Raw genomic sequence first — 25274 nt, 5'->3', positions numbered from 1 at the left:
CAATGTGATAACAGGCTTCAGGCCATGGCTTCCACTTCTACGGGCACGATGACGCTGGCGTGATTGCCTTTAGGGCCCTGGTGTACATCAAACCGGACAGTCTGCCCGGCCTTTAACGTTCTGTAACCATCCATCTGAATGGTGGAGTAATGCGCGAAGATATCTTCGCCGCCGCCTTCAGGGCAGATAAAACCAAACCCTTTGGCATTGTTGAACCACTTAACAGTACCCGTTTCCATGCTTCGACATCCTTCGTAAATCTTATTTAAGTAAGATGGAATGAACCGGTGGTAGAGCAAGCAGGCTGTTCAAAACCTCGCCAACTCTCGACTGTACAATTTAGATAATTCGTATAACGCGTCAAGCATTTGGCAGGGGTTCTTGGAGGCGACGCATCAAAATTTTGAAGCAGTTAACGCTATTACAAAGGAATGTGACAGCCGTCGCGAATGACAACGATAGATGATTGTTATCTGTCATCTGATGTAGATTGAAAATACATCTAGACTCATGTAATCGGCCGATTAAACGCTGCCGGAAACTGTAACCTAAGATGAAACGCTAACGATGGGTAAGAGCAATAGCTGGCTGGATTTCGACCAATTGGCGGAAGATAAACTGCGCGACGCGCTGAAACCGCCATCCATGTATAAAGTTATGTTAATGAACGATGATTACACGCCGATGGAATTTGTTATTGACGTGCTACAAAAGTTCTTTTCTTATGATGTAGAACGTGCAACGCAACTGATGCTTACGGTTCACTATCACGGCAGGGCCATTTGCGGTGTTTTCACCGCTGAGGTTGCCGAGACGAAAGTCGCAATGGTGAACAAGTACGCCAGGGAGAACGAGCATCCGTTGCTGTGTACGCTGGAAAGAGCCTGAATGCAGGCATGAAACTTGGGGGAGGTGCCTATGCTCAATCAAGAACTGGAACTCAGTTTAAACATGGCTTTCGCCAGAGCGCGCGAGCACCGACATGAGTTTATGACCGTCGAGCACTTGTTACTGGCGCTGCTCAGTAACCCATCTGCCCGCGAAGCGCTGGAAGCGTGTTCAGTGGACCTGGTGGCGCTGCGGCAGGAACTCGAAGCCTTCATCGAACAAACCACACCCGTTCTACCCATGAGCGAAGAGGAGCGCGACACACAGCCGACGCTCAGCTTCCAGCGTGTTCTTCAGCGCGCGGTGTTTCACGTTCAGTCATCCGGGCGCAGTGAAGTGTCCGGCGCGAACGTGCTGGTTGCCATTTTTAGCGAGCAGGAGTCGCAAGCGGCTTATCTGCTGCGCAAACATGAAGTAAGCCGCCTTGACGTGGTGAACTTTATCTCTCACGGCACGCGTAAAGACGAGCCAGGCCCATCATCTGACGCCACTGGCAGCAGTAGCGGGCAGGTGAACAGCGAAGAGCAGGCAGGAGGGGAGGAACGTATGGAAAACTTCACCACCAACCTTAATCAGCTTGCTCGTGTGGGAGGAATCGACCCGCTGATTGGCCGTGGTAAAGAACTTGAACGTGCGATTCAGGTTCTGTGCCGCCGTCGTAAAAATAACCCGCTGCTGGTGGGTGAATCCGGCGTAGGTAAAACCGCCATCGCCGAAGGGCTGGCGTGGCGTATTGTGCAGGGCGACGTGCCAGAAGTGATGGCAGATTGCACAATTTACTCGCTGGATATCGGTTCACTGCTGGCCGGTACTAAATACCGTGGCGATTTCGAAAAACGTTTCAAGGCGCTGCTGAAACAACTTGAGCAGGACAATAACAGCATTCTGTTTATCGATGAGATCCATACCATCATCGGTGCAGGCGCTGCGTCTGGTGGGCAAGTGGATGCCGCAAATCTGATTAAGCCGCTGCTTTCCAGCGGTAAAATCCGCGTCATGGGTTCCACCACGTATCAGGAATTCAGCAATATCTTTGAAAAAGATCGTGCTCTGGCGCGTCGCTTCCAGAAAATTGATATCACTGAGCCGTCCGTCGAGGAAACGGTGCAGATTATCAATGGCCTGAAACCGAAATACGAAGCGCACCACGATGTACGTTATACGGCGAAAGCGGTGCGTGCGGCGGTAGAGCTGGCGGTGAAATACATCAATGATCGCCATCTGCCGGATAAAGCGATTGATGTTATCGACGAAGCGGGCGCGCGCGCGCGTCTGATGCCGGTAAGCAAGCGTAAGAAAACCGTTAACGTGGCGGATATCGAATCGGTGGTGGCCCGTATCGCGCGTATTCCTGAGAAGAGTGTTTCTCAGAGCGATCGCGACACGCTGAAAAATCTTGGCGATCGTCTGAAAATGCTGGTGTTCGGTCAGGATAAAGCCATTGAGGCATTAACCGAGGCCATCAAAATGAACCGTGCAGGGCTGGGTCAAGACCATAAACCGGTCGGTTCCTTCCTGTTTGCTGGCCCAACCGGCGTGGGTAAAACCGAGGTGACAGTGCAGCTGTCAAAAGCGCTGGGCATTGAGCTGCTGCGTTTTGATATGTCCGAGTATATGGAACGTCATACTGTCAGCCGTTTGATTGGTGCGCCTCCGGGCTATGTAGGTTTTGATCAGGGTGGTCTGTTGACCGACGCGGTGATCAAACATCCGCACGCGGTGCTGCTGCTTGATGAAATCGAAAAAGCGCATCCGGACGTCTTTAACTTGCTGTTGCAGGTGATGGACAACGGAACGCTGACCGATAACAACGGGCGCAAAGCTGATTTCCGCAACGTGGTGCTGGTGATGACCACCAACGCCGGGGTGCGTGAAACCGAGCGCAAATCCATTGGTCTTATCCACCAGGATAACAGCACCGATGCGATGGAAGAGATCAAAAAGATCTTTACGCCGGAGTTCCGCAACCGTCTGGACAACATTATCTGGTTCGATCACTTGTCGACTGAGGTGATCCATCAGGTGGTCGACAAGTTTATTGTCGAACTCCAGGTGCAGTTGGATCAGAAAGGCGTATCGCTGGAAGTCAGCCAGGAAGCTCGCGACTGGCTGGCAGAGAAAGGATACGACCGCGCAATGGGCGCTCGCCCGATGGCGCGTGTTATCCAGGACAACCTGAAAAAACCGCTGGCCAACGAACTGCTGTTCGGTTCGCTGGTTGATGGTGGCCAGGTCACGGTAACGCTGAATAAAGAGAAAAATGAGCTGGAGTATGGCTTCCAGAGTGCGCAGAAGCACAAACCGGAAGCAGCACATTAATCTCTGTACTTCACTTCTAAAAACCGGGCGATATCAGCCCGGTTTTTTTATGCCTGCAAAAGCAGCTTCAAATAACGCTGGTTTCGATACGATTGCGCCCGTGGCTTTTAGCAACATAAAGCGCACGATCCGCTTTATCAATTAAACGCTTGTAATCCGGGTGGTAATCAAACCCGGCGACGCCGATGCTAACGGTGACCGAGAAGTGTTGTGCGGGTGTGACTTCAATCGTCAACGCGGCGATTTTCTGCCGCAGCGCTTCCAGAATGATCTTCGCCTGTAACAGGTCAGATTCGACCAGCAGCACCATAAACTCTTCACCGCCGTAGCGGAATACGTAATCACTGCTGCGGAAGTGATCATAGATGGCAGCGGCTACCGTTTTGAGCGTGATATCCCCCGCACTGTGCCCGAAGCTGTCGTTGATTCTCTTAAAGTGATCAATGTCCAGCATCGCCAGAATAAAGGGTTTACGCACATTCAGTGCCAGCGAGATCTCCCGGCGCATAATGGTGGGAATAAAGCGGCGGTTAAGCAGTTGCGTCAGTGGATCTTTGCCATTTTCCAGCTCTACCAGCGCATCGAACATCGCGACAAGCAGACGGTGGATTTGCCCGGTAAGCTGGCGTACTGTCTGCAACACCGCCATTCGTGGCTTCATCTCTGGCGATTGTTCTGCCGTAAGCGCCCGAGTAATGCGCTCGTCAGCCTGATTAATGAGTGCATCCATGTTAGCCAGCATCTTCTGATTGCCCAGCAGATGCTTACCTTTATGAGAAAACCACATGCCGAAATCCGATTCCGACAGGTAAATCAGATCCGCCGCGGGCAGTCCGGTGGCGATATTGTAGATAAACTGGTTTTCCCAGCTGGTCAGGGCGCTAATCTGCCGCTCGCGCTCAACATTCACATCATCATAAATGGATAACAGGCGGTACTGTTCCTGTGCCTGCATTGAATTCTGATAACCTGGCGAATATGAAACGGTCATGGCTTCTATCGCGGTATCCATTGCCAGGCTGCTAAAGCAAAGGGTTTGGCTGAGTAATATGGGGGGAATCGTCGCTTTTGCTTGTAATAAATCATAAAGTTCATTTTTCAGCTTACGCGCTCCTCGAGCGACAAGGTCGATCGGTAAACCAATACGCGCATGAACGATGCCAATTTCCCGCTGTTTTTCCAGAAGTTGTTCGATGTCCTCTTTCGCACTACCCAGAACGCTGCGCAGCCAGTGAAACATACTATGACTAAGGCGTGTACTAACCTGTTCAGTGTTTAAAAACAGCTCACTTTCACTGTGCGAAAGCATGTAGTCATAAAAAACATTAACCAGATGGCGAATTTCCTCATCGGCCAGGGCAGACAGAATATCGTGTACTTGCGGTGGCGTTTGCTGCAGTAAGACCTGCCACTCTGTGAGAAGTAATGAGTGATGATTGTGTCCAACCTGTTCCATGCTTTCGCCAACCATTAATTTTGATGAAGTATGCGCAAGATAGTACGGCGGAAGGCAGGGGGCTGGTCAAGAAAAAACATCGCCCGGTAAGTTGTGCAAAAATTACGGGTGTGCCAGGCGTGGATCAAAAAAGAAAGGAAGCGCTTTTACGGTTTTTAGCAGCTTATTAAAGGCGGGGTGATTCGGGTTCAGAATTGCATTATTCTCAAGCGGAACAACGCATGACGGCAGCACCAGCGCGACGGCGCTGTTGGCTTCCAGCCAGGCGGTACCTAAATCCATGGTCGAAAGCGGCGCCGGGTTTTCCTGCCAGTCCGGCGGTAGCCATTGCTTATCCAGATATTCAATCTCCTTGTCAGGGATCTCAATGCTGAACAGTCCATACTGGTTCATAACCGCGTCACTGTGCATATGCACCAGCATTTCGAGTGCGGCAAGCGAAACGGATGAGGCGACGTAAACCGCCGGGTGACCTTTGTGATTCCAGCGACCGCCATAAAGATTTGCACCGCTGCCTGTCCAGGCTTCGCTGGCGTAGCGGCGCGTTACCAGTCGATAAAAGATCACGCAAACACTCCATGTTCCAGCCTGCCGAGCAGGTCGGTCACCTCCAGCGCGCCACTTTCAGTGGCAATCAGCGAAATTGGCGCCACATTGCCAAGGCCGCGAACGGGGGTTTCCAGCCAGTCCCACGCCATTTTTTTGCTACCGAAAAACTGTACCGCAGCATCAACAACCCTCACTAAACGCGCAATACGCTCACTTTCTTCCGGTGTGAGTGTACGGCCGGCGCTTTTGCGACGCGCAACATTGCGTTCATTGATACCCGTGACGCGCAGGATGTCGGAGCGGGACATTTCTGTCCATTCATGAATATTGTCGAGAATGCTGACTGGCAAGCCTTCGTTCAACATCTGAACGAGTTTTAGCCCTCTGTTGGCGGGGAAACCGGCAAAGCGCCAGAGTGCATTTTCGGCTGGTTTTTGATCCGGGCTCCAGGTTCTCATCTTTCCTCCCGTGTGATGACATTTGTCAGGTTTGAGTATAGACAATTGTCGTTATTGGTTAAAGTCTAATCAGGAAGGATTGGCGTAAGAAAAACAAAAGGCCGGGAATTACCCGGCCTTTTTTAAAATTGATGCACTTAGCTGTGCTGATGGAAGATCTTAGCGGCTACGGAAGACAATGCGGCCTTTGCTCAGGTCGTACGGGGTCAGTTCCACAGTCACTTTATCGCCCGTCAGAATGCGGATGTAGTTTTTACGCATTTTACCGGAGATATGCGCAGTGACCACGTGACCGTTTTCCAGTTCTACGCGGAACATCGTATTAGGCAACGTTTCAAGAACGGTACCCTGCATTTCAATATTGTCTTCTTTGGCCATCTAATCCTCGGGGGTATCACTACCATAATTTTTGAACCGGCAAGATAATGCCGAAGTTCGTCTGTTAAGTAAAGATTTGCGCTGATAAAACGCAGCAAAACGACTTTTGCCAGTTACCCTCACGCCAACAGCCAGGACGCGCTAAAAGCGCAACCGTAAAGGGGAGCGGTGGAGTAAAGCGAAGGGCATCCCTGATACGAACAACTCCCGGGTGGGGCGGGGCAACAGGCAAAAGCTGCTCTGAGCGTCCATTATAACACCCTGATAAAAAATGTGCCGAAAACATTCGTCAGAGCGATGAAAACAGCGTTCGGGGCACCCAGAAGTGGGAAGGGAGCGGAAGTTTGCGCATTTTCTCGAGGTGTAAAAGATAATCCCGCCGTGGGATCTCAATGGCGCCGAGCGACGCAGTATGGCTATTCAGCACCTGGCAATCAATTAACTCGCCGCCCATACGTACAAATTCACCGCTAAAAACAAGCAATGCTGTTTTGGAGGCATTTACACGGCGACTAAACATTGATTCACCGCAGAACAGCGCACCTTGTGACACGCCATACATCCCACCCACCAGCTCGTTACCTTCCCAGACTTCAATCGAGTGCGCATGCCCCAGCTCATGGAGGCGATGATAAGCCATCACCACGTCAGGCGTGATCCACGTGCCCTCATCGCGATCCTGCGAGCAGCCATCGATCACCTGACCAAAAGCATGATTCAGCGTTACGCGATAGGGAGAGGTTTTATGAAAACGCTTCATGCTGCGGCTGACATGAAAGGTTTCCGGCCACAGCACGGCGCGCGGATCGGGCGACCACCACAGGATTGGGTCGCCAGGCGAGAACCAGGGGAAGATACCGCGCTGGTAGGCCATTAACAAACGCGCCGGACTGAGATCGCCGCCCAGCGCCAGCAGTCCATTGGGTTCACGCAACGCCGCTTCGGGCGAAGGAAAAGCGATAGAATGACGAGAGAGCTGCACCAGGCGCATGACTTCTGTGCTCCACAACGCGACAAGGGACCCTACTTACTATCGTCATTTTGGCCGTTCCACTTTAACGTTGCCGTTACAGAAACGGCAAAATGACGAATAGCCACTACAGACGCTGCTTAAACTGGTAGTACCGACCCTGTTTCGCCATTAACGCTGCGTGATTACCTTGCTCAATTATTTGCCCGTTGTCCATCACAATTATCCGATCGCAACGCGCCAGTCCACGCAGACGGTGTGTGACCATCAGCAGCGTTTTGCCTTTCATCACATCACCCAGTAATTCAAGGATTTGGCTCTCTGTTGCGGCATCCAGGCCTTCTGTCGGTTCGTCCAGAAGCACCAGCGGTGCATCATGCAATAATGCGCGAGCAATCGCCAGACGGCGTAGTTCACCACCGGAGAGCTGGCGTCCACCTTCACCAAGCCAGGCGTTGAGTCCATTATCCTCAAGCAGTTTTTCCAGTCCGACGCGGGTTAGCATCGCACTCAGGGTATCGTCACTGGCCTGCGGTGAGGCCAGCAATAAGTTATCACGCAGCGTCGCGCTAAACAGATGAACACGCTGTGGCACCATACTGATAAGTTTGCGTAAATCAGCTTCTGCAAAGCTTGCCAGCGGCTGGTCATTGAGATGAATCTCTCCTTGCTGCGGATCCCATGCGCGCGTCAGTAATTGCAATAACGTGGACTTGCCGCACCCGGTTCGGCCAAGGATCGCGACATGTTCTCCGGCGGCAATCGATAAAGAAATTGAGTCCAGCGCACGCTGTGGTTGGCCTGGGTAGCTAAATGTCAGGGCATCGAATTGCACGGCGACATCTGTTGGCGTGATGACACTATTTTGCGGGAACGTCACTTCCGGCTGGCATTCCGTTACCTGCGTAATACGTATGGCGGAAGCGATAACCTGCCCCAGGTGCTGGAATGCACCGGTCACCGGAGCCAGCGCTTCGAAAGCCGCAAGCGCACAGAATACAAACAGCGCAATCAACGCGCCGGGCTGCGTGTTACCGCCAATATCGGCGGAAGCAAACCACAGCATAACCAGCACTGCCGTGCCGCTGATGAGCAGCATCACTGCCTGCGAGACTGCACTTAGATCGGATTGACGGCGCTGGGCGTCATGCCAGCTAAGTTCGGTGTTTTCTAACTGCGCACGATATCGCTGGCTGGCACCAAAAATGGTTAATTCCGCCTGGCCTTGCAGCCAGCTGGTTAATTGCTGGCGATACTGCCCGCGCAGTGCGGTCAGACTTTCGCCGGTCGGCTTGCCCGCGCGGTAAAATAACGGCGGCAGGATAATCAAGGTTGCCAGCATGATACCGCCCAATATCAGCGCCAGCGGTATGTCCAGTACGCTTAAACCCAGGGTGACAACAATGATCACCACCAGTGCACCAACCAGCGGGGAGATGACGCGCAGGTAAAGATGATCGAGCGTGTCGACATCGGCGACGACGCGGTTCAGTAGGTCGCCCTGGCGAAAACGCGCCAGTCCGGCAGGGGAGAGGGGGAGCAGTTTACTGAATGTCGAAACGCGCAAATGTTCCAGTACACGAAACGTCGCATCATGGCTGACCAGCCGTTCAAAATAGCGCCCGGCGGTACGAATAATCGCTGCGCCACGCACACCGGCGGCGGGCAGCATATAGTTAAAACTGTAGATGCCCGCGACGCCAACCACGGCGCACGCAGAGAGGAACCAGCCGGAGAGCGTCAACAGGCTAATGCTGGCAAGCAAAGTGATAACGGCGAGGATAACCCCGAGCATCAACATCCACTTGTGGCGTTTATACAGTGCGAGATAAGGCAGTAAGGCGCGCATTTAAATCTCCTCCTGGCGATGGGCAAGGAGATCCGCAAAAATCCCCTGCGCAGCAACGAGTTCGGCGTAGCTGCCTTGTTCCATAATCTGGCCATCCTGCATTACCCAGATAGCATCCCAGTCAGCCAGGTTTTCTAACTGGTGCGTCACCATCAGAGTCGTTTGCTGGCGTGAGGCATCGGTAAGTGCCTGCATTACGCGTTGTTCACTGTGGGCATCAAGGCTGGCGGAAGGTTCATCCAGCAACAACAGTTTGCAGGGAGAGAGCAGGGCACGGGCAACAGCCACACGTTGCGCCTGACCAACAGAGAGGCGTACCGCCTGATCGCCAGGCTGTGTTTCCAGTCCCTCTGGCAGCAGTGGCAGAAACTCGCTGACCCAGGCTTTATCCAGAACGGCTTGCAGCTCTGCATCGCTGGCAGTGGGGCGTGACAGCAGCACATTTTCGCGCAACGTGGTGGCGGGAAGTTGCGGATTTTGCCCAACCCAACTTATCGCTTCGCGCCAGCTATCCGGATCTAACTCACTCAGTTCGATGCCGTTAACGCGCAATGAACCTTCATAAGGCAGAAAACCGGAAAGTACATTGATAAGCGAACTCTTGCCAGAGCCGCTTCTTCCTACCACGACGACGCGCTGACCCGCGGACAGGGAAAAATTGAGCGGCCCGGCGAGTACTGCGCCTTCGGGAGATTTCAGCAGCAAATCGCTCGCCGTCAGTGTTACCGGCTCATCGGTTTTCAGCGTGATATCACCTCGCTGCGGATGTGCGAGTGGCGCTTCCATAAAGGTTTTCAGGCTATCCGCTGCGCCAATCGCCTGGGCTTTAGCGTGATAAAAGGTACCGAGATCGCGCAGCGGCTGGAAGAACTCCGGTGCCAAAATTAACGCGAGAAAACCGGCGAACAGGGTTACGCCAGCCCCGTAGTGACCAAAATTCAGCTCGCCAAGATAGGAAAAACCGAAGTAGACCGCCACCAATGCAATCGATAACGAGGTGAAGAACTCCAGCACGCCGGAAGATAAGAAGGCCATGCGCAGCACTTCCATGGTGCGGCTGCGAAAATCCTGCGAGGCATGACGAATATTTTCTGTTTCCGCAGCACCGCGGCCAAAAATGCGTAGCGTTTCCATTCCACGTAAGCGGTCAAGGAAGTGGCCGCTCAGGCGCGCCAGCGCTTTGAAGTTACGACGGTTTGCATCCGCCGCGCCCATTCCGACCATCGCCATAAAGAGCGGAATTAACGGAGCTGTACCTAGCAATATTAACGCCGCAGCCCAGTTAATCGGGAACAGGGTAATAACAATCAGCAGCGGAACGCTCGCCGCCAGCGCCATTTGCGGCAGGTAGCGGGCGTAGAAATCGTGCATATCATCGATTTGCTCAAGTATCAGCGTGGCCCAACTTCCTGCGGGTTTTCCCTGGATCCACGCCGGACCGGCCTGGTGCAGTCGATCAAGAACCTGACGGCGAATTTCGAAGCGAATATGCGCACCTGCATGGAAACCGACACGTTCACGTAACCAGACTACCCAACTGCGCAGGATAAAAATCAGAACCAGCAAGGTGAACGGCAGTAACAGGGCTTCGCGCGGGATATTCTCCATAATCATATGGTTCAGAATACGCGCCATAATCCAGGCTTGCGCGACGATCAGCACGCCGCTGACCACGCCGAGCAGGCGGGAGAGCGTCAGCCAGCGACGGGAAATAATACTTTGCTGTTTTAACCAGCGAGTCAGTTCTTGTTGACGGGTTTTATTCATTGCGCGCTTTGCAGGTGAAGTTATCGGATTTTGAGCTGGCGCAATGTTACATCGGAGCAAAAATAAAGGCGACTTATAGTCGCCTTTTTTACCTTTGTTACTGAGTTGTAAAGATTATTTACGTTCAGCGAGCCCGTCGAGATAACGTTCTGCATCCAGCGCTGCCATACAGCCTGTACCCGCAGAAGTGATCGCCTGACGGTAAATATGATCCATGACATCACCAGCAGCAAAGACGCCAGGAACGCTGGTTTGCGTGGCGTTACCATGAATACCGGACTGCACTTTGATGTAGCCGTTTTCCAGCGCCAGTTGACCTTCAAAGATAGCGGTGTTCGGGCTGTGGCCGATAGCCACAAACAGACCTGCAACTTCCAGCGATTCGACATTATCCGCATTCTGCGTATCGCGCAGACGCAGACCGCTAACGCCCATCTGATCGCCCGTCACCTCTTCCAGCGTACGGTGAGTGTGCAGCACAATATTGCCGCTTTCCACTTTATCCATCAGGCGTTTGATGAGGATTTTTTCCGCGCGGAAGGTGTCACGGCGATGGATCAGATGCACTTCAGAGGCAATATTTGCCAGATACAGCGCTTCTTCCACTGCGGTGTTACCGCCGCCAATCACCGCGACTTTCTGGTTGCGGTAGAAGAAACCGTCACACGTTGCGCAGGCGGAAACGCCACGGCCTTTGAATGCTTCTTCAGACGCCAGGCCCAAATAACGAGCAGACGCGCCAGTGGCAATAATCAATGCGTCGCAGGTGTACTCGCCGCTGTCGCCAGTCAGGCGGAACGGGCGATTTTGCAAATCCACGCTGTTGATGTGATCGAAGATGATTTCGGTATCAAATTTGGTGGCATGTTCATGCATGCGCTCCATCAGCAGTGGCCCGGTCAGATCGTGCGGGTCACCCGGCCAGTTTTCCACTTCAGTGGTGGTGGTGAGCTGGCCGCCTTTTTCCATACCGGTAATCAGAACGGGTTGCAGGTTTGCACGCGCAGCATAGACCGCAGCGGTATAACCGGCAGGGCCTGAACCAAGGATAAGCAGCTTACTGTGTTTGGCCGTACCCATGAGATCCTCATTGTTGTTTGGCAGACATTGGGCTGGATTGTAGGGAATTTACCGGCGTAAAAAAAGGGTGCAGCGATTTTGTTAACGATATGTGTAATAGAAAGGACCGATGGCTGAGGGGCTGTTAACCGCCTAAATATAATAATTCCTACTGAAAAAGCGGCAGTTATAAGGTGATAAAATGATGATTAGGGAACGACCCTGATGAATATCTGGCATGTTGTACTAAAAAAAGATGTTTTGCTTTGACAATCCCCTGCGCATTTGCGAAAACATCAAAGGAAGAAAAAAAGCAGTGTTTCGCGCGTGACGCAAATTCATGCATGTAAATGCCATTTTTACCGGGCTAGCGAAATCTACGTATGGCGTGGACAGACGCCATTCGTGATATCGATAGCTGCCCCAGGCAACGGTCTTCTCAATACTGCCCCTGGGATTACGTGACGCGCTAACTTTCATTACGCGCCGCGTAGCGCGACGGGCAAAGACTCTGAACAGTGAAGTGCACAGGGTCAAGACAGGAGTAGGGAAGGAATACAGAGAGACAATAATAATGGTAGATAGCAAGAAGCGCCCTGGCAAAGATCTCGACCGCATCGATCGTAATATTCTGAACGAATTGCAAAAAGATGGGCGTATTTCCAACGTCGAGCTTTCTAAACGAGTGGGGCTTTCCCCAACGCCATGCCTTGAGCGTGTGCGCAGGCTGGAAAGACAAGGGTTTATTCAGGGCTATACGGCGCTGCTGAACCCGCATTATCTGGATGCATCACTTCTGGTATTTGTTGAGATTACTCTGAATCGTGGCGCGCCGGATGTGTTTGAACAATTCAATGCTGCCGTGCAAAAACTTGAAGAGATTCAAGAGTGTCATCTGGTTTCAGGCGATTTCGACTATCTGTTGAAGACGCGAGTACCGGATATGTCGGCTTACCGCAAACTGTTAGGGGAAACCCTGCTGCGTCTGCCGGGCGTTAACGACACCCGCACATATGTGGTAATGGAAGAAGTCAAACAGAGCAATCGTCTGGTAATTAAGACGCGCTAATACGGAACAGGTGCAAAATCGCTGTTTTTTGATTACACTCCTGTTAATCCATACAGCAACAGTGCCGGGGAGACCCGGCGCTGTTGTCCGTTTTAGCATCAAGGACCTGGAGAGCCTGTCTTGAGCCAGGAATACACCGAAGACAAAGAAGTCACACTGACCAAGTTAAGCAGCGGACGTCGACTCCTGGAGGCGTTGCTGATCCTCGTTTCACTTTCTGCCGTTTGGTTAATGGCAGCGCTTCTCAGCTTTAACCCGTCCGATCCGAGTTGGTCGCAAACGGCCTGGCATGAGCCTATCCATAATCTTGGCGGCGTGCCCGGCGCGTGGCTTGCCGATACGCTGTTTTTCATTTTTGGCATCATGGCTTATACCATCCCGGTGATTATTATCGGCGGCTGCTGGTTTGCTTATCGCCATCGGGCCAGTGAAGACTACATCGACTATTTTGCTGTATCGCTGCGCATGATTGGCGCGCTGGCGCTGATCCTTACTTCTTGTGGTCTTGCGGCGATTAATGCGGATGATATTTGGTATTTCGCCTCCGGCGGCGTCATTGGCAGTTTGCTAAGTACCACGCTACAACCCCTGCTGCGTAGCAGTGGCGGTACGCTGGCACTGCTCTGTATCTGGGCCGCCGGTTTGACGCTGTTCACCGGGTGGTCATGGGTGACCATTGCCGAGAAAATTGGCAGTGTGATCCTCAACATTCTCACTTTTGCCAGTAATCGTACCCGTCGTGATGATACCTGGGTCGATGACGAAGAGTATGAAGAGGATGATGAAGATAAAGGTGATATCGACACTCCGCGTGAATCTCGCCGTACCCGTATTTTGCGTGGTGCACTGGCGCGGCGAAAACGGGTTGCCGAAAAGTTTGCGAATCCGATGGGGCGCAAAACTGATGAGGCGTTGTTCTCTGGTAAGCGGATGGATGACGATGAAGACGATATTGCTTATAGCGCTCGCGGTATACCTGCCGATGCTGACGACGTGCTGTTCTCCGGGCATCGCGCAACTGAATCTGAACAGGAATACGATCCGCTGCTCAATGGTCGCAGCATAACGGCCCCCGTGGCCACCGCTGCTGCCGCGACGACTGTCGCTGCGCAGGTCTATGCCGCGCCGGTTGATCCGGTAGTGCAGGCACCGCAGGAAATTGAATGGCCCTATGCACAGCCGCCTGTACAGCAAGCTGCTGCGTATCAGCCAACGGCAGATGAGCATAACGCTCCTGCATCTTATCAGCCTGTATCAAACCCGTCGGTTTCACCGGAAGCGGCGTATCCGTCTGCACAATATGCAGAACCACAATGGCAGCAGCCTGTCGCGCAGGATAGCTGGACGCCAGAAGCTCCGGTGACGGCGCAGCCGCAAGAAGACGATATTTATACGCAGTCGGTACACGATCCGCTGCCATGGCAGGGTGAGGCGCAGCCGCAAATCTCCCCGGCACCAGAACTCGTAGTCGAACCTGAACCTGTCGTTGAAGAAGTGAAACAGACTCGTCCACCGCTCTATTACTTCGAAGAAGTAGAGGAGAAACGTGCACGCGAGCGTGAGCAACTGGCGGCGTGGTATCAGCCGCTTCCTGAGCCTGAGAATATTGAACCGGTTTCGAAGCCGGTTGTGCCGACTATGCCATCAATACCGCCTGTTGAAGCAACCGTTGCGCCAGTTGCAGCCGGAGTACAGCAGGCTGCCAGTAGCGTAGCCGCGGCAACCGCTGCGGCAGGTCCGGTGTTCAGCCTTGCGGCAGGTGGTACACCGCGTCCGCAGGTGAAAGAGGGCATCGGCCCGCAGCTTCCGCGCCCGAACCGGGTCCGTGTACCAACGCGCCGTGAACTGGCTTCTTATGGTATCAAGTTGCCGTCTCAGCGGATGGCCGAAGAGCGCGCGCGCGAAGAAGATGAAACGCGCCATCATCACGATCAATTCACAGAAGACGATGCTGATATGCAGCAGCAGGATGAACTGGCACGCCAGTTCGCCGCCACGCAGCACCATCGCTATGGTGATGGATTCCAGCATGAGACGCCGCAATTCCAGTCGCAGCATGCTGTACCGAGTGAAGAAGACGCTGAAGAGGCGGAGCTCGCGCGTCAGTTCGCTGCGTCGCAGCAGCAGCGGTATGCGGGTGAACAACCTGCCGGGACTCAGGCGTTTACGCCGGAGGACTTTTCGTTCTCACCAATGAAGACGCTGGTAGATGATGGCCCAGGCGAACCGCTGTTTACACCAGGCGTGATGCCGGAGCAGGAGTCCCCTGCAGAACAGCACCAACAACAACCGCAGCAACATTATCAACAGCCAGCTCATCAAGCTGTTGCACAGCCGCAGCAATACCAGCAGCCAGCTCATCAACCTGTTGCGCAGCAGCAATACCAGCAGCCAGTGCATCAACATGTTGCACAGCAGCAATACCAGCAGCCAGCTCATCAAGCTGTTGCACAGCCGCAGCAATATCAGCAGCCGGTGCATCAACCTGTCGCACAGCCGCAGCAGTATCAGCAGCCGGCGCAGCAACCTGTCGCACAGCCGCAGCATTATCAGCAGCCAGCTCACCAACCTGTGGCGCAACCGCAGCCGCAAGAAAGCCTGATTCACCCGTTGCTAATGCGTAATGGCGACAGCCGGCCGATGCAAAAACCGACTACACCGCTGCCGTCGCTGGATTTACTGACGCAGCCGCCCGCGGAAGTCGAACCGGTAGACACGTTTGCGCTGGAACAGATGGCGCGTCTGGTGGAAGCGCGACTGGCGGATTTCCGCATCAAAGCTGATGTGGTCAACTATTCTCCAGGCCCGGTTATCACACGTTTTGAGTTGAATCTTGCACCAGGTGTGAAAGCTGCGCGTATTTCGAACCTTTCCCGCGATCTGGCACGTTCGTTGTCGACCGTTGCAGTGCGTGTGGTGGAAGTTATTCCGGGGAAACCGTATGTGGGTCTGGAACTGCCGAACAAGAAACGCCAAACCGTTTACCTGCGTGAAGTACTGGACTGCGTGAAATTCCGCGAAAACCCGTCGCCGCTGACGGTGGTGCTGGGAAAAGATATCGCGGGCGATCCGGTAATAGCCGACCTGGCGAAGATGCCGCACCTGTTAGTTGCGGGTACAACTGGTTCAGGTAAATCGGTGGGCGTGAATGCCATGATCCTCAGCATGCTGTATAAAGCGACGCCGGAAGAGGTGCGCTTTATCATGATCGACCCGAAAATGCTTGAGCTGTCAGTGTATGAGGGGATCCCGCACCTGCTTACCGAAGTCGTCACCGACATGAAAGACGCTGCAAATGCCTTGCGCTGGAGCGTCAACGAAATGGAGCGGCGCTACAAGCTGATGTCGGCGCTCGGAGTACGTAATCTGGCGGGCTACAACGAGAAGATCGCAGAGGCTGCGCGAATGGGCCGCCCGATCCCGGATCCTTACTGGAAACCGGGGGACAGCATGGATGTCGAGCATCCGGTACTGGAAAAACTACCGTATATCGTGGTGCTGGTGGATGAATTCGCCGATTTGATGATGACCGTCGGTAAGAAAGTGGAAGAGCTAATTGCGCGTCTGGCGCAAAAAGCGCGTGCCGCGGGCATTCACCTGGTGCTGGCGACCCAGCGTCCGTCAGTGGATGTCATTACTGGTCTGATTAAAGCCAACATCCCGACACGTATCGCGTTCACTGTTTCGAGCAAAATTGACTCGCGTACCATCCTCGATCAGGGCGGTGCGGAATCGCTGCTGGGAATGGGGGATATGCTCTATTCCGGTCCGAACTCGACCTCTGCACCTGTACGTGTTCATGGTGCATTCGTTCGCGACCAGGAAGTGCACGCCGTTGTGCAGGACTGGAAAGCGCGCGGGCGACCGCAATATGTCGATGGCATTACCTCGGATAGCGAAAGCGAAGGCGGTGCAGGTGGCGGTTTTGAGGGGGGAGAAGAGCTGGATCCGTTATTCGATCAGGCTGTTAACTTCGTAACTGAAAAACGCAAAGCCTCAATCTCCGGCGTACAGCGCCAGTTCCGTATCGGCTACAACCGCGCAGCGCGTATCATCGAGCAGATGGAAGCGCAGGGGATCGTCAGCGAACAAGGGCATAACGGAAACCGTGAAGTGCTGGCGCCGCCGCCGTTTGACTGATTGCAAGGATATGTAACGCAATAGAAATTCAGTCTTTTCTTCTGTTGCTGTTGGTTCACGGTGTTTAGAGTGACAGAAGTATTCTCCCACGTCGGGAGTGACGTATTTAAGGAACAGCAATGAAAAAAGTCGCTTTGGTTTGTGCATTAATGGGTAGTTTGTTGGTCAGCAATGTCTGGGCTGATGCTTCCAGCGACCTAAAAAGCCGTCTCGATAAAGTCAGCAGCTTTCACGCTACCTTCACTCAAAAAGTGACTGACGGCAGCGGCGCTGCGGTGCAGGAAGGTCAGGGCGACCTGTGGGTGAAACGTCCAAACTTGTTCAACTGGCACATGACCCAGCCGGATGAAAGTGTTCTGGTGTCAGATGGTAAAACGCTGTGGTTCTATAATCCATTTGTTGAGCAGGCAACAGCGACCTGGCTGAAAGACGCCACGGGTAACACGCCGTTTATGCTGATAGCCCGTAATCAGGCAAGCGACTGGCAACAGTACAATATTGAGCAAAAAGGTGACGATTTTGTGCTGACGCCGAAAGGCAACAACGGGAATCTGAAACAGTTCACCATCAACGTGGGGCGTGATGGCACTATCCATCAATTTAGCGCCATTGAGCAGGACGATCAGCGCAGCAGCTATCAGCTGAAATCACAGCAAAATGGCACTGTTGATGTGTCTAAATTTACCTTTACCCCGCCGAAGGGCGTAACGGTTGACGATCAACGCAAGTAAGAGGCGTGCATGAGTAACATGTCGCTCGACTTCTCCGATAATGCGTTTCAACCTCTGGCCGCGCGTATGCGGCCAGAAAATTTAGCGCAGTACATTGGTCAGCAACATTTGTTAGCGCCGGGTAAGCCGCTCCCGCGCGCGATAGAAGCCGGACACTTACACTCCATGATTTTGTGGGGACCGCCGGGAACGGGCAAAACCACGCTCGCAGAAGTGATCGCGCGTTATGCCAGCGCGGATGTTGAACGTATCTCTGCGGTGACCTCCGGCGTGAAAGAGATCCGTGAAGCCATTGAGCGTGCGCGTCAAAACCGTAATGCCGGGCGCCGTACCATTCTGTTTGTCGATGAGGTTCATCGCTTTAATAAAAGCCAGCAGGACGCTTTTCTGCCGCATATTGAAGATGGCACTATCACTTTTATTGGCGCGACGACGGAAAACCCCTCTTTTGAACTCAATTCTGCATTGCTGTCGCGTGCGCGCGTTTATTTGCTTAAATCGCTGACCACTGAGGATATCGAGCAGGTTTTAACGCAGGCGATGGAAGACAAAGTGCGCGGTTACGGCGGGCAGGATATTGTTCTGCCGGATGAAACCCGACGGGCGATTGCCGAGCTGGTTGGCGGTGATGCGCGCCGGGCGCTAAATACGCTTGAGATGATGGCGGATATGGCGGAACTCGACAGTTCCGGCAAGCGTGTATTAAATCCAGAACTGCTCAAGGAAATTGCCGGTGAACGCAGCGCCCGTTTCGACAACAAAGGCGATCGGTTTTACGATTTGATCTCCGCGTTGCACAAATCGGTCCGCGGCAGTGCGCCGGATGCTGCGCTTTATTGGTATGCGCGAATTATCACCGCCGGTGGCGATCCTTTATATGTCGCGCGCCGCTGCCTGGCGATTGCCTCTGAAGATGTCGGTAACGCCGATCCGCGTGCGATGCAGGTCGCGATTGCCGCCTGGGATTGTTTTACACGCGTTGGTCCTGCAGAAGGCGAACGTGCGATTGCGCAGGCGATTGTTTACCTTGCCTGTGCGCCGAAAAGTAATGCGGTTTATACCGCCTTCAAAGCGGCACTGGCGGATGCGCGCGATCGCCCCGATTATGACGTGCCGGTTCATCTGCGTAATGCGCCAACCAAACTGATGAAAGAGATGGGCTACGGCCAGGAGTATCGTTACGCGCATGACGAACCCAATGCCTATGCCGCCGGTGAGGAATATTTCCCGCAAGAAATGGCACAGACGCGCTATTATCACCCCTCGACAAGAGGCCTTGAAGGTAAGATTGGCGAAAAGCTCGCCTGGCTTACCGAACAGGATCATAAAAGCCCTATAAAACGCTATCGCTAGTGCGGGCGTTGCGGTAAGGTTACGACTTACACCATCGACCGCAGGCAGCGGTCGTATTCTTTTATTTCAATTCGATAAGCACAGGAAAAGCATGCTCGATCCCAATCTGCTGCGTACCGAGCCAGACGCAGTCGCTGAAAAACTGGCACGCCGGGGCTTTAAGCTGGATGTAGATAAATTACGTGCGCTCGAAGAGCGTCGTAAAGTCTTGCAAGTTAACACTGAAAACTTGCAGGCGGAACGCAACTCGCGATCGAAATCCATTGGCCAGGCGAAAGCACGCGGGGAAGATATCGAGCCTTTACGCCTGGAAGTGAACAAGCTGGGTGAAGAGCTGGACGCGGCTAAAGCGGAGCTGGAAACCCTGTTGGCAGAGATCCGCGACATCGCGCTGACCATCCCTAACCTGCCGGACGATTGTGTTCCAGTCGGCCGCGACGAAAACGACAACGTTGAGGTTAGCCGCTGGGGTACGCCGCGCAAATTTGATTTCGACATTCGCGATCACGTAACGCTGGGGGAAATGCACGGCGGGCTGGATTTCGCCGCAGCGGTGAAACTTACTGGTTCTCGCTTTGTGGTGATGAAAGGGCAGATTGCGCGTATGCATCGTGCGCTCGCACAGTTCATGCTGGACTTGCACACCGAACAGCACGGCTATGCTGAGAACTATGTCCCGTATCTGGTCAACCAGGATACGCTGTACGGCACCGGGCAGTTACCGAAATTCGCGGGTGATTTGTTCCACACCCGTCCGCTGGAAGAAGAGGCAGACAGCAGTAATTACGCGTTGATCCCGACAGCGGAAGTTCCGCTGACGAACCTGGTGCGTGATGAGATCATTGATGAAGACGATCTGCCGATCAAAATGACTGCGCATACGCCTTGTTTCCGCTCAGAAGCGGGATCTTATGGGCGTGATACGCGCGGTCTGATCCGTATGCACCAGTTCGATAAAGTTGAAATGGTGCAGATTGTTCGCCCGGAAGACTCCATGGCGGCGCTGGAAGAGATGACTGGCCACGCTGAAAAAGTGTTGCAGCTGCTGGGGCTTCCTTATCGTAAAGTGCTGCTGTGCTCGGGTGATATGGGCTTCGGCGCGTGCAAAACCTACGATCTGGAAGTGTGGGTCCCGGCGCAGGACACCTACCGCGAAATCTCTTCCTGCTCTAACGTGTGGGATTTCCAGGCTCGTCGTATGCAGGCGCGCTGCCGTAGCAAGTCCGACAAGAAAACTCGTCTGGTTCATACCCTGAATGGTTCCGGTCTGGCAGTTGGCCGTACGCTGGTGGCGGTAATGGAAAACTATCAGCAGGCTGATGGGCGAATTGAAGTGCCGGAAGTACTGCGTCCGTACATGAACGGCCTTGAGTTCATCGGCTAATCATCTGCCTGTAGTGAATGTTAATTCTGAAAGCGCCTGCGGGCGCTTTTTTATTGATTAGTTAAAACTTCGCTCCGTGTGGCGCCAGCACCAGGTTCGTATTTAACCTGCACAGAACTGGCCGAAGCTCTTTTTCAGTTTTTTGGCATGTCCTTCCTGAATGAGAATAATGCAGCCGCTATGGTGGGCAATAATTTTTACTGTGCGTTTTTCAGCCTTTTTAGTCCGGCATTCATCATGAATTTTTTCGACCGACAATTCTGTCTGTTTGCAAAAGTATTCTTTTGTTTTCAATAGAGTGAGTTGTATCGTCTTTTGTTAAGCCCAGTGCTGGATAAGTTTTACGAATCGTCGTGATGCAAAAGGTGTCAGCGTCAAAAATCCGTGGATTGACAATGTTCTTACCGGTGGCATGATGCGCACGCAAACTGAACTTCCTCACGGTTTTTATCCATGTCCATCTATACCCGGCCAGTGCTGCTATTGCTCTGTGGCTTAATGCTGTTGACGCTGGCGATCGCGACGTTAAATACGCTCGTGCCGCTCTGGCTCGCCCACGAAAACTTACCGACCTGGCAGGTCGGGATGGTGGGCTCTTCCTACTTCACTGGCAATTTGCTGGGTACGTTACTGACCGGGCGATTAATTCGCCGTCTGGGTTTTAACCGCAGTTATTATCTTGCTTCGCTGATTTTTGCCGCAGGCTGTGTTGGCCTGGGGCTAATGATTGGTTTCTGGAGCTGGATGGTTTGGCGCTTTGTCGCTGGTGTAGGCTGCGCGATGATTTGGGTGGTCGTGGAAAGCGCCCTGATGTGCAGCGGTACATCGCGCAATCGTGGGCGCCTGTTGGCAGCTTATATGATGGTTTATTATGTCGGCACAGTGCTTGGCCAGGTGATGGTCAGTAAGCTGCCGACAGATCTGATGAGCGTACTACCGTGGACGACTGCGCTGGTGTTAACGGCGATCCTGCCGCTGCTGTTTACCCGCATTGTCAACCAGCAGAGTGAAGAGCAGGCTCCGACCTCGGTATGGCCGATGCTGCGCCTGCGCCATGCTCGCCTGGGCGTGAATGGCTGTATTATCTCCGGGATCATCCTTGGTTCACTGTACGGCTTGATGCCGCTTTATCTTTCGCACCAGGGGATCAGCGATTCGGGGATTGGTTTCTGGATGGCGCTGATGGTCAGCGCCGGTATTGTAGGGCAGTGGCCGATTGGTCGGCTGGCAGATCGTTTTGGTCGCCTGCTGGTGCTGCGTGTGCAGGTGTTTGTCGTGATCGTGGGATGTTTTGCGATGTTGAGCAATGCCGCTATGGCTCCCGCGCTTTTTGTGCTCGGGACCGCAGGCTTTACCCTGTACCCGGTGGCGATGGCATGGGCCTGTGAGAAAGTGGAACATCACCAGCTGGTGGCAATGAACCAGGCGCTTCTGCTGAGTTACACCATTGGCAGCCTGCTTGGTCCGACGCTGACCGCAATGCTGATGCAAAGCTACTCAGATAGCTTGCTGTTTATCATGATTGCGGGTGTGTCGTTTATCTATCTGGTGATGCTGATGCGCAAAGCAGGACATCACCCAACGCCGGTGGCGCACGCCTGATATACGCCGCTTGATAAATAAAAAAGCCACAACTGAGTGTTGTGGCTTTTTTGTCTCAGGATGGCTCAATACATTACTTTATGACCGTACTGCTCCAGGATGCCTTTAACGCGCTCCATGGTCTCTTTCTTCGGCGGGTGAATGCCATCCAGCTTATACTCTTCGCCCATCGCCACCCATTTATGCTTGCCCAGCTCGTGATAGGGCAGGAGTTCGATTTTCTCGACGTTGCCCATGTCGCGGGTAAATTCACCAAGGCGATGGGCGGAATCGTCATCGTCAGACCAGCCGGGTACCACGACGTAACGGATCCAGACGTTGATATTTTTCTTCGATAAATACTGGGCGAATTCAAGGGTCCGGTGATTGGATACGCCGACCAGATTCTGGTGGATCTCATCGTTCATTTGCTTGAGATCGAGCATCACCAAATCAGTAACTTCCAGCAATTCATCAATCACCGGATCGTAACGGCGCACAAAGCCGTTAGTATCGAGGCAGGTGTGGATGCCCTCTTTTTTACAGGCACGAAACCAGTCGCGAACGAATTCTGCCTGCAAGATTGCTTCTCCACCGGATGCCGTGACGCCACCGCCGGAGGCGTTCATAAAGTGCCGATAGGTAACGACGTCTTTCATTAGTTCTTCAACGGTGATCTCTTTGCCACCGTGTGTATCCCAGGTATCGCGGTTATGGCAATACAGGCAGCGCATCAGGCAGCCCTGGAAGAAGGTGATAAAACGGATGCCCGGGCCGTCGACCGTGCCGCAGGATTCAAAGGAGTGGATGCGACCAATAACTGACATTGCGGTGTTTTCTCCAGATGTGGCCCATCCGGGGCCTGTGTCTGCGCAGTTTAATTCCTTCTGCGCTAAGTCTGTTTTGGCAGACATCCAGCAAGTATAGATGGCTGACGAAGCACACTTCAGGTGTTAAAAAGGCCCCACAGTCGTGGAGCCTTTATTATACGCTTTTTACTGCGTAGTTTCAGTCAATACCATTACATGGTCTGAGTGAAAGTACGAGTAATAACGTCCTGCTGCTGTTCTTTAGTCAGGGAGTTAAAGCGTACGGCATAACCAGAAACACGAATGGTCAGCTGCGGATATTTTTCCGGGTTTTCCATCGCGTCGAGCAGCATTTCGCGGTTCATGACGTTCACGTTCAGGTGCTGACCACCTTCGATGGACGCTTCGTGATGGAAGTAACCATCCATCAGACCAGCCAGGTTGGTTTTACGGACTTCATCGTCTTTACCCAGCGCGTTCGGCACGATAGAGAAGGTGTAAGAGATACCATCTTTAGCGTAAGCAAACGGCAGTTTAGCAACGGAAGTCAGAGAGGCAACAGCACCTTTCTGGTCACGGCCGTGCATCGGGTTAGCACCCGGTCCGAACGGCGCACCAGCGCGACGGCCATCCGGGGTGTTACCTGTTTTCTTACCGTACACAACGTTAGAAGTGATGGTCAGAACAGACTGAGTCGGGATAGCGTTGCGGTAAGTTGTCAGTTTCTGAATTTTCTTCATGAAACGTTCAACCAGGTCAACCGCCATATCATCAACGCGAGCGTCGTTGTTACCAAACTGCGGATATTCGCCTTCGATTTCGAAGTCGATAGCCAGACCGTCTTCGTCACGAATCGGTTTAACTTTCGCGTATTTGATAGCAGACAGGGAGTCAGCCGCTACGGACAGACCAGCGATACCGCAAGCCATGGTACGGATAACGTCACGATCGTGCAGCGCCATCAGTGAAGCTTCGTAGCTGTATTTGTCGTGCATGTAGTGGATGATGTTCAGCGCGGTGACGTACTGTTTAGCCAGCCAATCCATAAAGTGATCCATACGATCCATCACTTCGTCGAATTTCAGCACGTCGCCTTTGATCGGTTCAGATTTCGGACCAACCTGCATTTTCAGTTTTTCATCAACGCCGCCGTTGATGGCGTACAGCATGGTTTTCGCCAGGTTAGCACGCGCACCGAAGAACTGCATTTGTTTACCCACAACCATCGGGCTTACACAGCAAGCAATTGCGTAGTCATCGTTGTTGAAGTCCGGACGCATCAGATCATCGTTCTCATACTGCAGAGAAGAGGTATCGATGGAGACTTTCGCAGCGAATTTTTTGAAGTTCAGCGGCAGTTTTTCAGACCACAGAACAGTGATGTTCGGTTCCGGAGACGGGCCCATGGTGTACAGGGTGTTCAGGAAACGGAAGCTGTTTTTGGAAACCAGCGTACGGCCATCAACGCCCATACCACCGATAGATTCAGTTGCCCAAATCGGGTCGCCAGAGAACAGTTCATCATATTCAGGAGTACGCAGGAAGCGAACCATACGCAGTTTCATGACCAGGTGGTCAATCATTTCCTGAGCGTCTTGCTCAGTGATTTTGCCTGCTTTCAGGTCACGTTCGATGTACACGTCCAGGAAGGTGGATACGCGGCCGAAGGACATTGCAGCGCCGTTTTGAGACTTAACAGCGGCCAGGTAACCGAAGTAGGTCCACTGGATTGCTTCCTGAGCGTTGGTAGCCGGACCAGAGATATCGCAACCGTATTTCGCTGCCATCTCTTTGATCTGACCCAGTGCGCGATGCTGTTCAGCAATTTCTTCACGCAGACGGATAGTCGCTTCCAGGTTTACGCCATTTTCCAGATCAGACTGCAGAGACTGGAACTGAGCGTATTTGTCTTTCATCAGGAAGTCGATGCCGTACAGCGCAACGCGACGGTAGTCACCAATGATACGACCGCGGCCGTAAGCATCCGGCAGACCAGTCAGAACACCGGATTTACGGCAGTTCAGAATGTCTTTGGTGTAAACATCGAATACACCCTGGTTATGGGTTTTACGGTATTCGGTGAAGATTTTTTTAAGTTGCGGATCCAGTTCGCGGTTGTACGCTTTGCAGGAACCTTCAACCATTTTGATGCCGCCGAACGGAATGATTGCGCGTTTCAGCGGAGCTTCAGTTTGCAGGCCAACGATTTTCTCTAACGATTTGTTGATGTAACCAGCGTCGTGAGAAGTGATGGTTGATGCAATGGAGGTGTCAAAATCAACTGGCGCGTGGGTGCGGTTTTCCAGTTTAACGCCTTCCATGACCTTGTCCCACAGTTTGGTGGTCGCTTCAGTAGCGCCAGCCAGGAAGGACTCATCGCCTTCGTACGGGGTGTAGTTTTTCTGGATAAAGTCACGTACGTTGACTTCTTTCTGCCAGTCACCTTTCGCAAAACCTTCCCAGGCTGTGGCTAATTTTTCATTAAGCTCGGACATGTAACACCTACCTTCTTAA

Annotated in this window: 19 protein-coding genes and 1 pseudogene; 8 read left to right on the top strand and 12 right to left on the bottom strand. The window is 53.0% G+C overall.

The genetic code is table 11. From position 1 onward, the window contains the following. Positions 1 to 17 precede the first annotated feature (17 nt). On the bottom strand, positions 18 to 239 hold the full coding sequence (cspD, locus tag RT644_RS10815) for a cold shock-like protein CspD (protein WP_007374119.1): 222 nt from the start codon (positions 237 to 239) through the stop codon (positions 18 to 20). Between the two features lie 328 nt (positions 240 to 567). On the opposite strand from cspD, the gene clpS reads away from it, so the two are divergent. Both clpS and clpA read left to right on the top strand, forming a co-directional pair. Further along, a complete protein-coding gene (clpS, locus tag RT644_RS10810) occupies positions 568 to 888 on the top strand; it encodes an ATP-dependent Clp protease adapter ClpS (protein WP_017456164.1) in 321 nt (106 codons plus the stop codon). Between the two features lie 30 nt (positions 889 to 918). Then, positions 919 to 3207, top strand: coding sequence for an ATP-dependent Clp protease ATP-binding subunit ClpA (gene clpA, locus RT644_RS10805; protein ID WP_313626624.1), 2289 nt, complete (start codon positions 919 to 921; stop codon positions 3205 to 3207). 67 nt (positions 3208 to 3274) lie between these two features. On the opposite strand, the gene RT644_RS10800 is transcribed toward clpA, so the two are convergent. The 9 genes and pseudogenes from RT644_RS10800 to trxB form a co-directional block, all read right to left on the bottom strand. Further along, the gene (locus RT644_RS10800; RefSeq protein ID WP_313626622.1) at positions 3275 to 4663 is read right to left on the bottom strand and encodes a diguanylate cyclase; all 1389 of its coding nucleotides are present in this window, start codon (positions 4661 to 4663) and stop codon (positions 3275 to 3277) included. Between the two features lie 102 nt (positions 4664 to 4765). Beyond that, positions 4766 to 5230 carry an RES family NAD+ phosphorylase gene (locus tag RT644_RS10795; protein ID WP_020457219.1) on the bottom strand — a complete coding sequence of 155 codons (465 nt, stop codon included), beginning with the start codon at positions 5228 to 5230 and terminating at the stop codon, positions 4766 to 4768. Further along, on the bottom strand, positions 5227 to 5670 hold the full coding sequence (locus RT644_RS10790) for an antitoxin Xre-like helix-turn-helix domain-containing protein (protein ID WP_020457220.1): 444 nt from the start codon (positions 5668 to 5670) through the stop codon (positions 5227 to 5229). The genes RT644_RS10795 and RT644_RS10790 overlap by 4 nt, the downstream gene beginning before the upstream one ends. Positions 5671 to 5829: 159 nt before the next feature. Continuing rightward, a complete protein-coding gene (gene infA, locus RT644_RS10785; RefSeq protein ID WP_001040187.1) occupies positions 5830 to 6048 on the bottom strand; it encodes a translation initiation factor IF-1 in 219 nt (72 codons plus the stop codon). Continuing rightward, positions 5976 to 6148 (bottom strand): annotated as a pseudogene (locus tag RT644_RS23640) (hypothetical protein); the annotation flags it as partial. The pseudogene RT644_RS23640 and the gene infA, both read right to left, overlap by 73 nt. Before the next feature lie 189 nt (positions 6149 to 6337). Beyond that, complete coding sequence (gene aat / locus RT644_RS10780) at positions 6338 to 7039, bottom strand: leucyl/phenylalanyl-tRNA--protein transferase (RefSeq protein WP_020457221.1); 702 nt, start codon at positions 7037 to 7039, stop codon at positions 6338 to 6340. A 106-nt stretch (positions 7040 to 7145) separates the two neighbouring features. After that, positions 7146 to 8867 (bottom strand): heme ABC transporter ATP-binding protein/permease CydC, encoded by a 1722-nt coding sequence (cydC, locus tag RT644_RS10775; protein WP_313626620.1) that lies wholly within the window; start codon positions 8865 to 8867, stop codon positions 7146 to 7148. Then, positions 8868 to 10634, bottom strand: a complete 1767-nt coding sequence (cydD, locus tag RT644_RS10770; protein ID WP_097406915.1) for a heme ABC transporter permease/ATP-binding protein CydD — start codon at positions 10632 to 10634, stop codon at positions 8868 to 8870. It abuts the gene before it with no gap. Positions 10635 to 10748: 114 nt separating this feature from the next. After that, positions 10749 to 11714, bottom strand: a complete 966-nt coding sequence (gene trxB / locus RT644_RS10765) for a thioredoxin-disulfide reductase (protein WP_020457224.1) — start codon at positions 11712 to 11714, stop codon at positions 10749 to 10751. 553 nt (positions 11715 to 12267) lie between these two features. Between trxB and lrp the strand changes: the two genes are divergently transcribed. The 6 genes from lrp (at position 12268) to RT644_RS10735 (ending at position 21972) form a co-directional block, all read left to right on the top strand. After that, positions 12268 to 12762: a leucine-responsive transcriptional regulator Lrp gene (gene lrp, locus RT644_RS10760; protein ID WP_000228469.1), complete on the top strand. Its 495-nt coding sequence runs from the start codon at positions 12268 to 12270 to the stop codon at positions 12760 to 12762. Between the two features lie 120 nt (positions 12763 to 12882). Continuing rightward, on the top strand, positions 12883 to 16902 hold the full coding sequence (gene ftsK, locus RT644_RS10755; RefSeq protein ID WP_313626618.1) for a DNA translocase FtsK: 4020 nt from the start codon (positions 12883 to 12885) through the stop codon (positions 16900 to 16902). A gap of 119 nt (positions 16903 to 17021) precedes the next feature. Then, positions 17022 to 17633: an outer membrane lipoprotein chaperone LolA gene (lolA, locus tag RT644_RS10750; protein WP_313626617.1), complete on the top strand. Its 612-nt coding sequence runs from the start codon at positions 17022 to 17024 to the stop codon at positions 17631 to 17633. Positions 17634 to 17642: 9 nt separating this feature from the next. Beyond that, positions 17643 to 18986 carry a replication-associated recombination protein RarA gene (gene rarA / locus RT644_RS10745; protein ID WP_313626616.1) on the top strand — a complete coding sequence of 448 codons (1344 nt, stop codon included), beginning with the start codon at positions 17643 to 17645 and terminating at the stop codon, positions 18984 to 18986. 91 nt (positions 18987 to 19077) lie between these two features. Beyond that, a complete protein-coding gene (gene serS / locus RT644_RS10740) occupies positions 19078 to 20370 on the top strand; it encodes a serine--tRNA ligase (RefSeq protein WP_313626614.1) in 1293 nt (430 codons plus the stop codon). A gap of 453 nt (positions 20371 to 20823) precedes the next feature. Beyond that, positions 20824 to 21972, top strand: a complete 1149-nt coding sequence (locus RT644_RS10735) for an MFS transporter (protein WP_020457229.1) — start codon at positions 20824 to 20826, stop codon at positions 21970 to 21972. A 65-nt stretch (positions 21973 to 22037) separates the two neighbouring features. On the opposite strand, the gene pflA is transcribed toward RT644_RS10735, so the two are convergent. Both pflA and pflB read right to left on the bottom strand, forming a co-directional pair. Then, on the bottom strand, positions 22038 to 22778 hold the full coding sequence (pflA, locus tag RT644_RS10730; protein ID WP_020457230.1) for a pyruvate formate lyase 1-activating protein: 741 nt from the start codon (positions 22776 to 22778) through the stop codon (positions 22038 to 22040). 194 nt (positions 22779 to 22972) lie between these two features. Then, a complete protein-coding gene (gene pflB / locus RT644_RS10725) occupies positions 22973 to 25255 on the bottom strand; it encodes a formate C-acetyltransferase (RefSeq protein ID WP_020457231.1) in 2283 nt (760 codons plus the stop codon). Positions 25256 to 25274 lie beyond the last annotated feature (19 nt).

The sequence above is a fragment of the Kosakonia sp. genome (genome assembly GCF_032104925.1).
Classification (GTDB): Bacteria; Pseudomonadota; Gammaproteobacteria; order Enterobacterales; family Enterobacteriaceae; genus Kosakonia.
Note: the sequence above shows the minus strand (reverse complement) of the source record. Positions and strands in the feature narration are given on the sequence as shown.

Coding starts and splice junctions, on each gene's coding strand:
- RT644_RS10800 (WP_313626622.1), bottom strand. CDS start 4,663: ATGGAACAGGTTGGACACAATCATCACTCATTACTTCTCACAGAGTGG.
- cydC (WP_313626620.1), bottom strand. CDS start 8,867: ATGCGCGCCTTACTGCCTTATCTCGCACTGTATAAACGCCACAAGTGG.
- pflA (WP_020457230.1), bottom strand. CDS start 22,778: ATGTCAGTTATTGGTCGCATCCACTCCTTTGAATCCTGCGGCACGGTC.
- infA (WP_001040187.1), bottom strand. CDS start 6,048: ATGGCCAAAGAAGACAATATTGAAATGCAGGGTACCGTTCTTGAAACG.
- clpS (WP_017456164.1), top strand. CDS start 568: ATGGGTAAGAGCAATAGCTGGCTGGATTTCGACCAATTGGCGGAAGAT.
- RT644_RS10790 (WP_020457220.1), bottom strand. CDS start 5,670: ATGAGAACCTGGAGCCCGGATCAAAAACCAGCCGAAAATGCACTCTGG.
- pflB (WP_020457231.1), bottom strand. CDS start 25,255: ATGTCCGAGCTTAATGAAAAATTAGCCACAGCCTGGGAAGGTTTTGCG.
- lrp (WP_000228469.1), top strand. CDS start 12,268: ATGGTAGATAGCAAGAAGCGCCCTGGCAAAGATCTCGACCGCATCGAT.
- lolA (WP_313626617.1), top strand. CDS start 17,022: ATGAAAAAAGTCGCTTTGGTTTGTGCATTAATGGGTAGTTTGTTGGTC.
- trxB (WP_020457224.1), bottom strand. CDS start 11,714: ATGGGTACGGCCAAACACAGTAAGCTGCTTATCCTTGGTTCAGGCCCT.
- clpA (WP_313626624.1), top strand. CDS start 919: ATGCTCAATCAAGAACTGGAACTCAGTTTAAACATGGCTTTCGCCAGA.
- cydD (WP_097406915.1), bottom strand. CDS start 10,634: ATGAATAAAACCCGTCAACAAGAACTGACTCGCTGGTTAAAACAGCAA.
- rarA (WP_313626616.1), top strand. CDS start 17,643: ATGAGTAACATGTCGCTCGACTTCTCCGATAATGCGTTTCAACCTCTG.
- cspD (WP_007374119.1), bottom strand. CDS start 239: ATGGAAACGGGTACTGTTAAGTGGTTCAACAATGCCAAAGGGTTTGGT.
- RT644_RS10735 (WP_020457229.1), top strand. CDS start 20,824: ATGTCCATCTATACCCGGCCAGTGCTGCTATTGCTCTGTGGCTTAATG.
- aat (WP_020457221.1), bottom strand. CDS start 7,039: ATGCGCCTGGTGCAGCTCTCTCGTCATTCTATCGCTTTTCCTTCGCCC.
- serS (WP_313626614.1), top strand. CDS start 19,078: ATGCTCGATCCCAATCTGCTGCGTACCGAGCCAGACGCAGTCGCTGAA.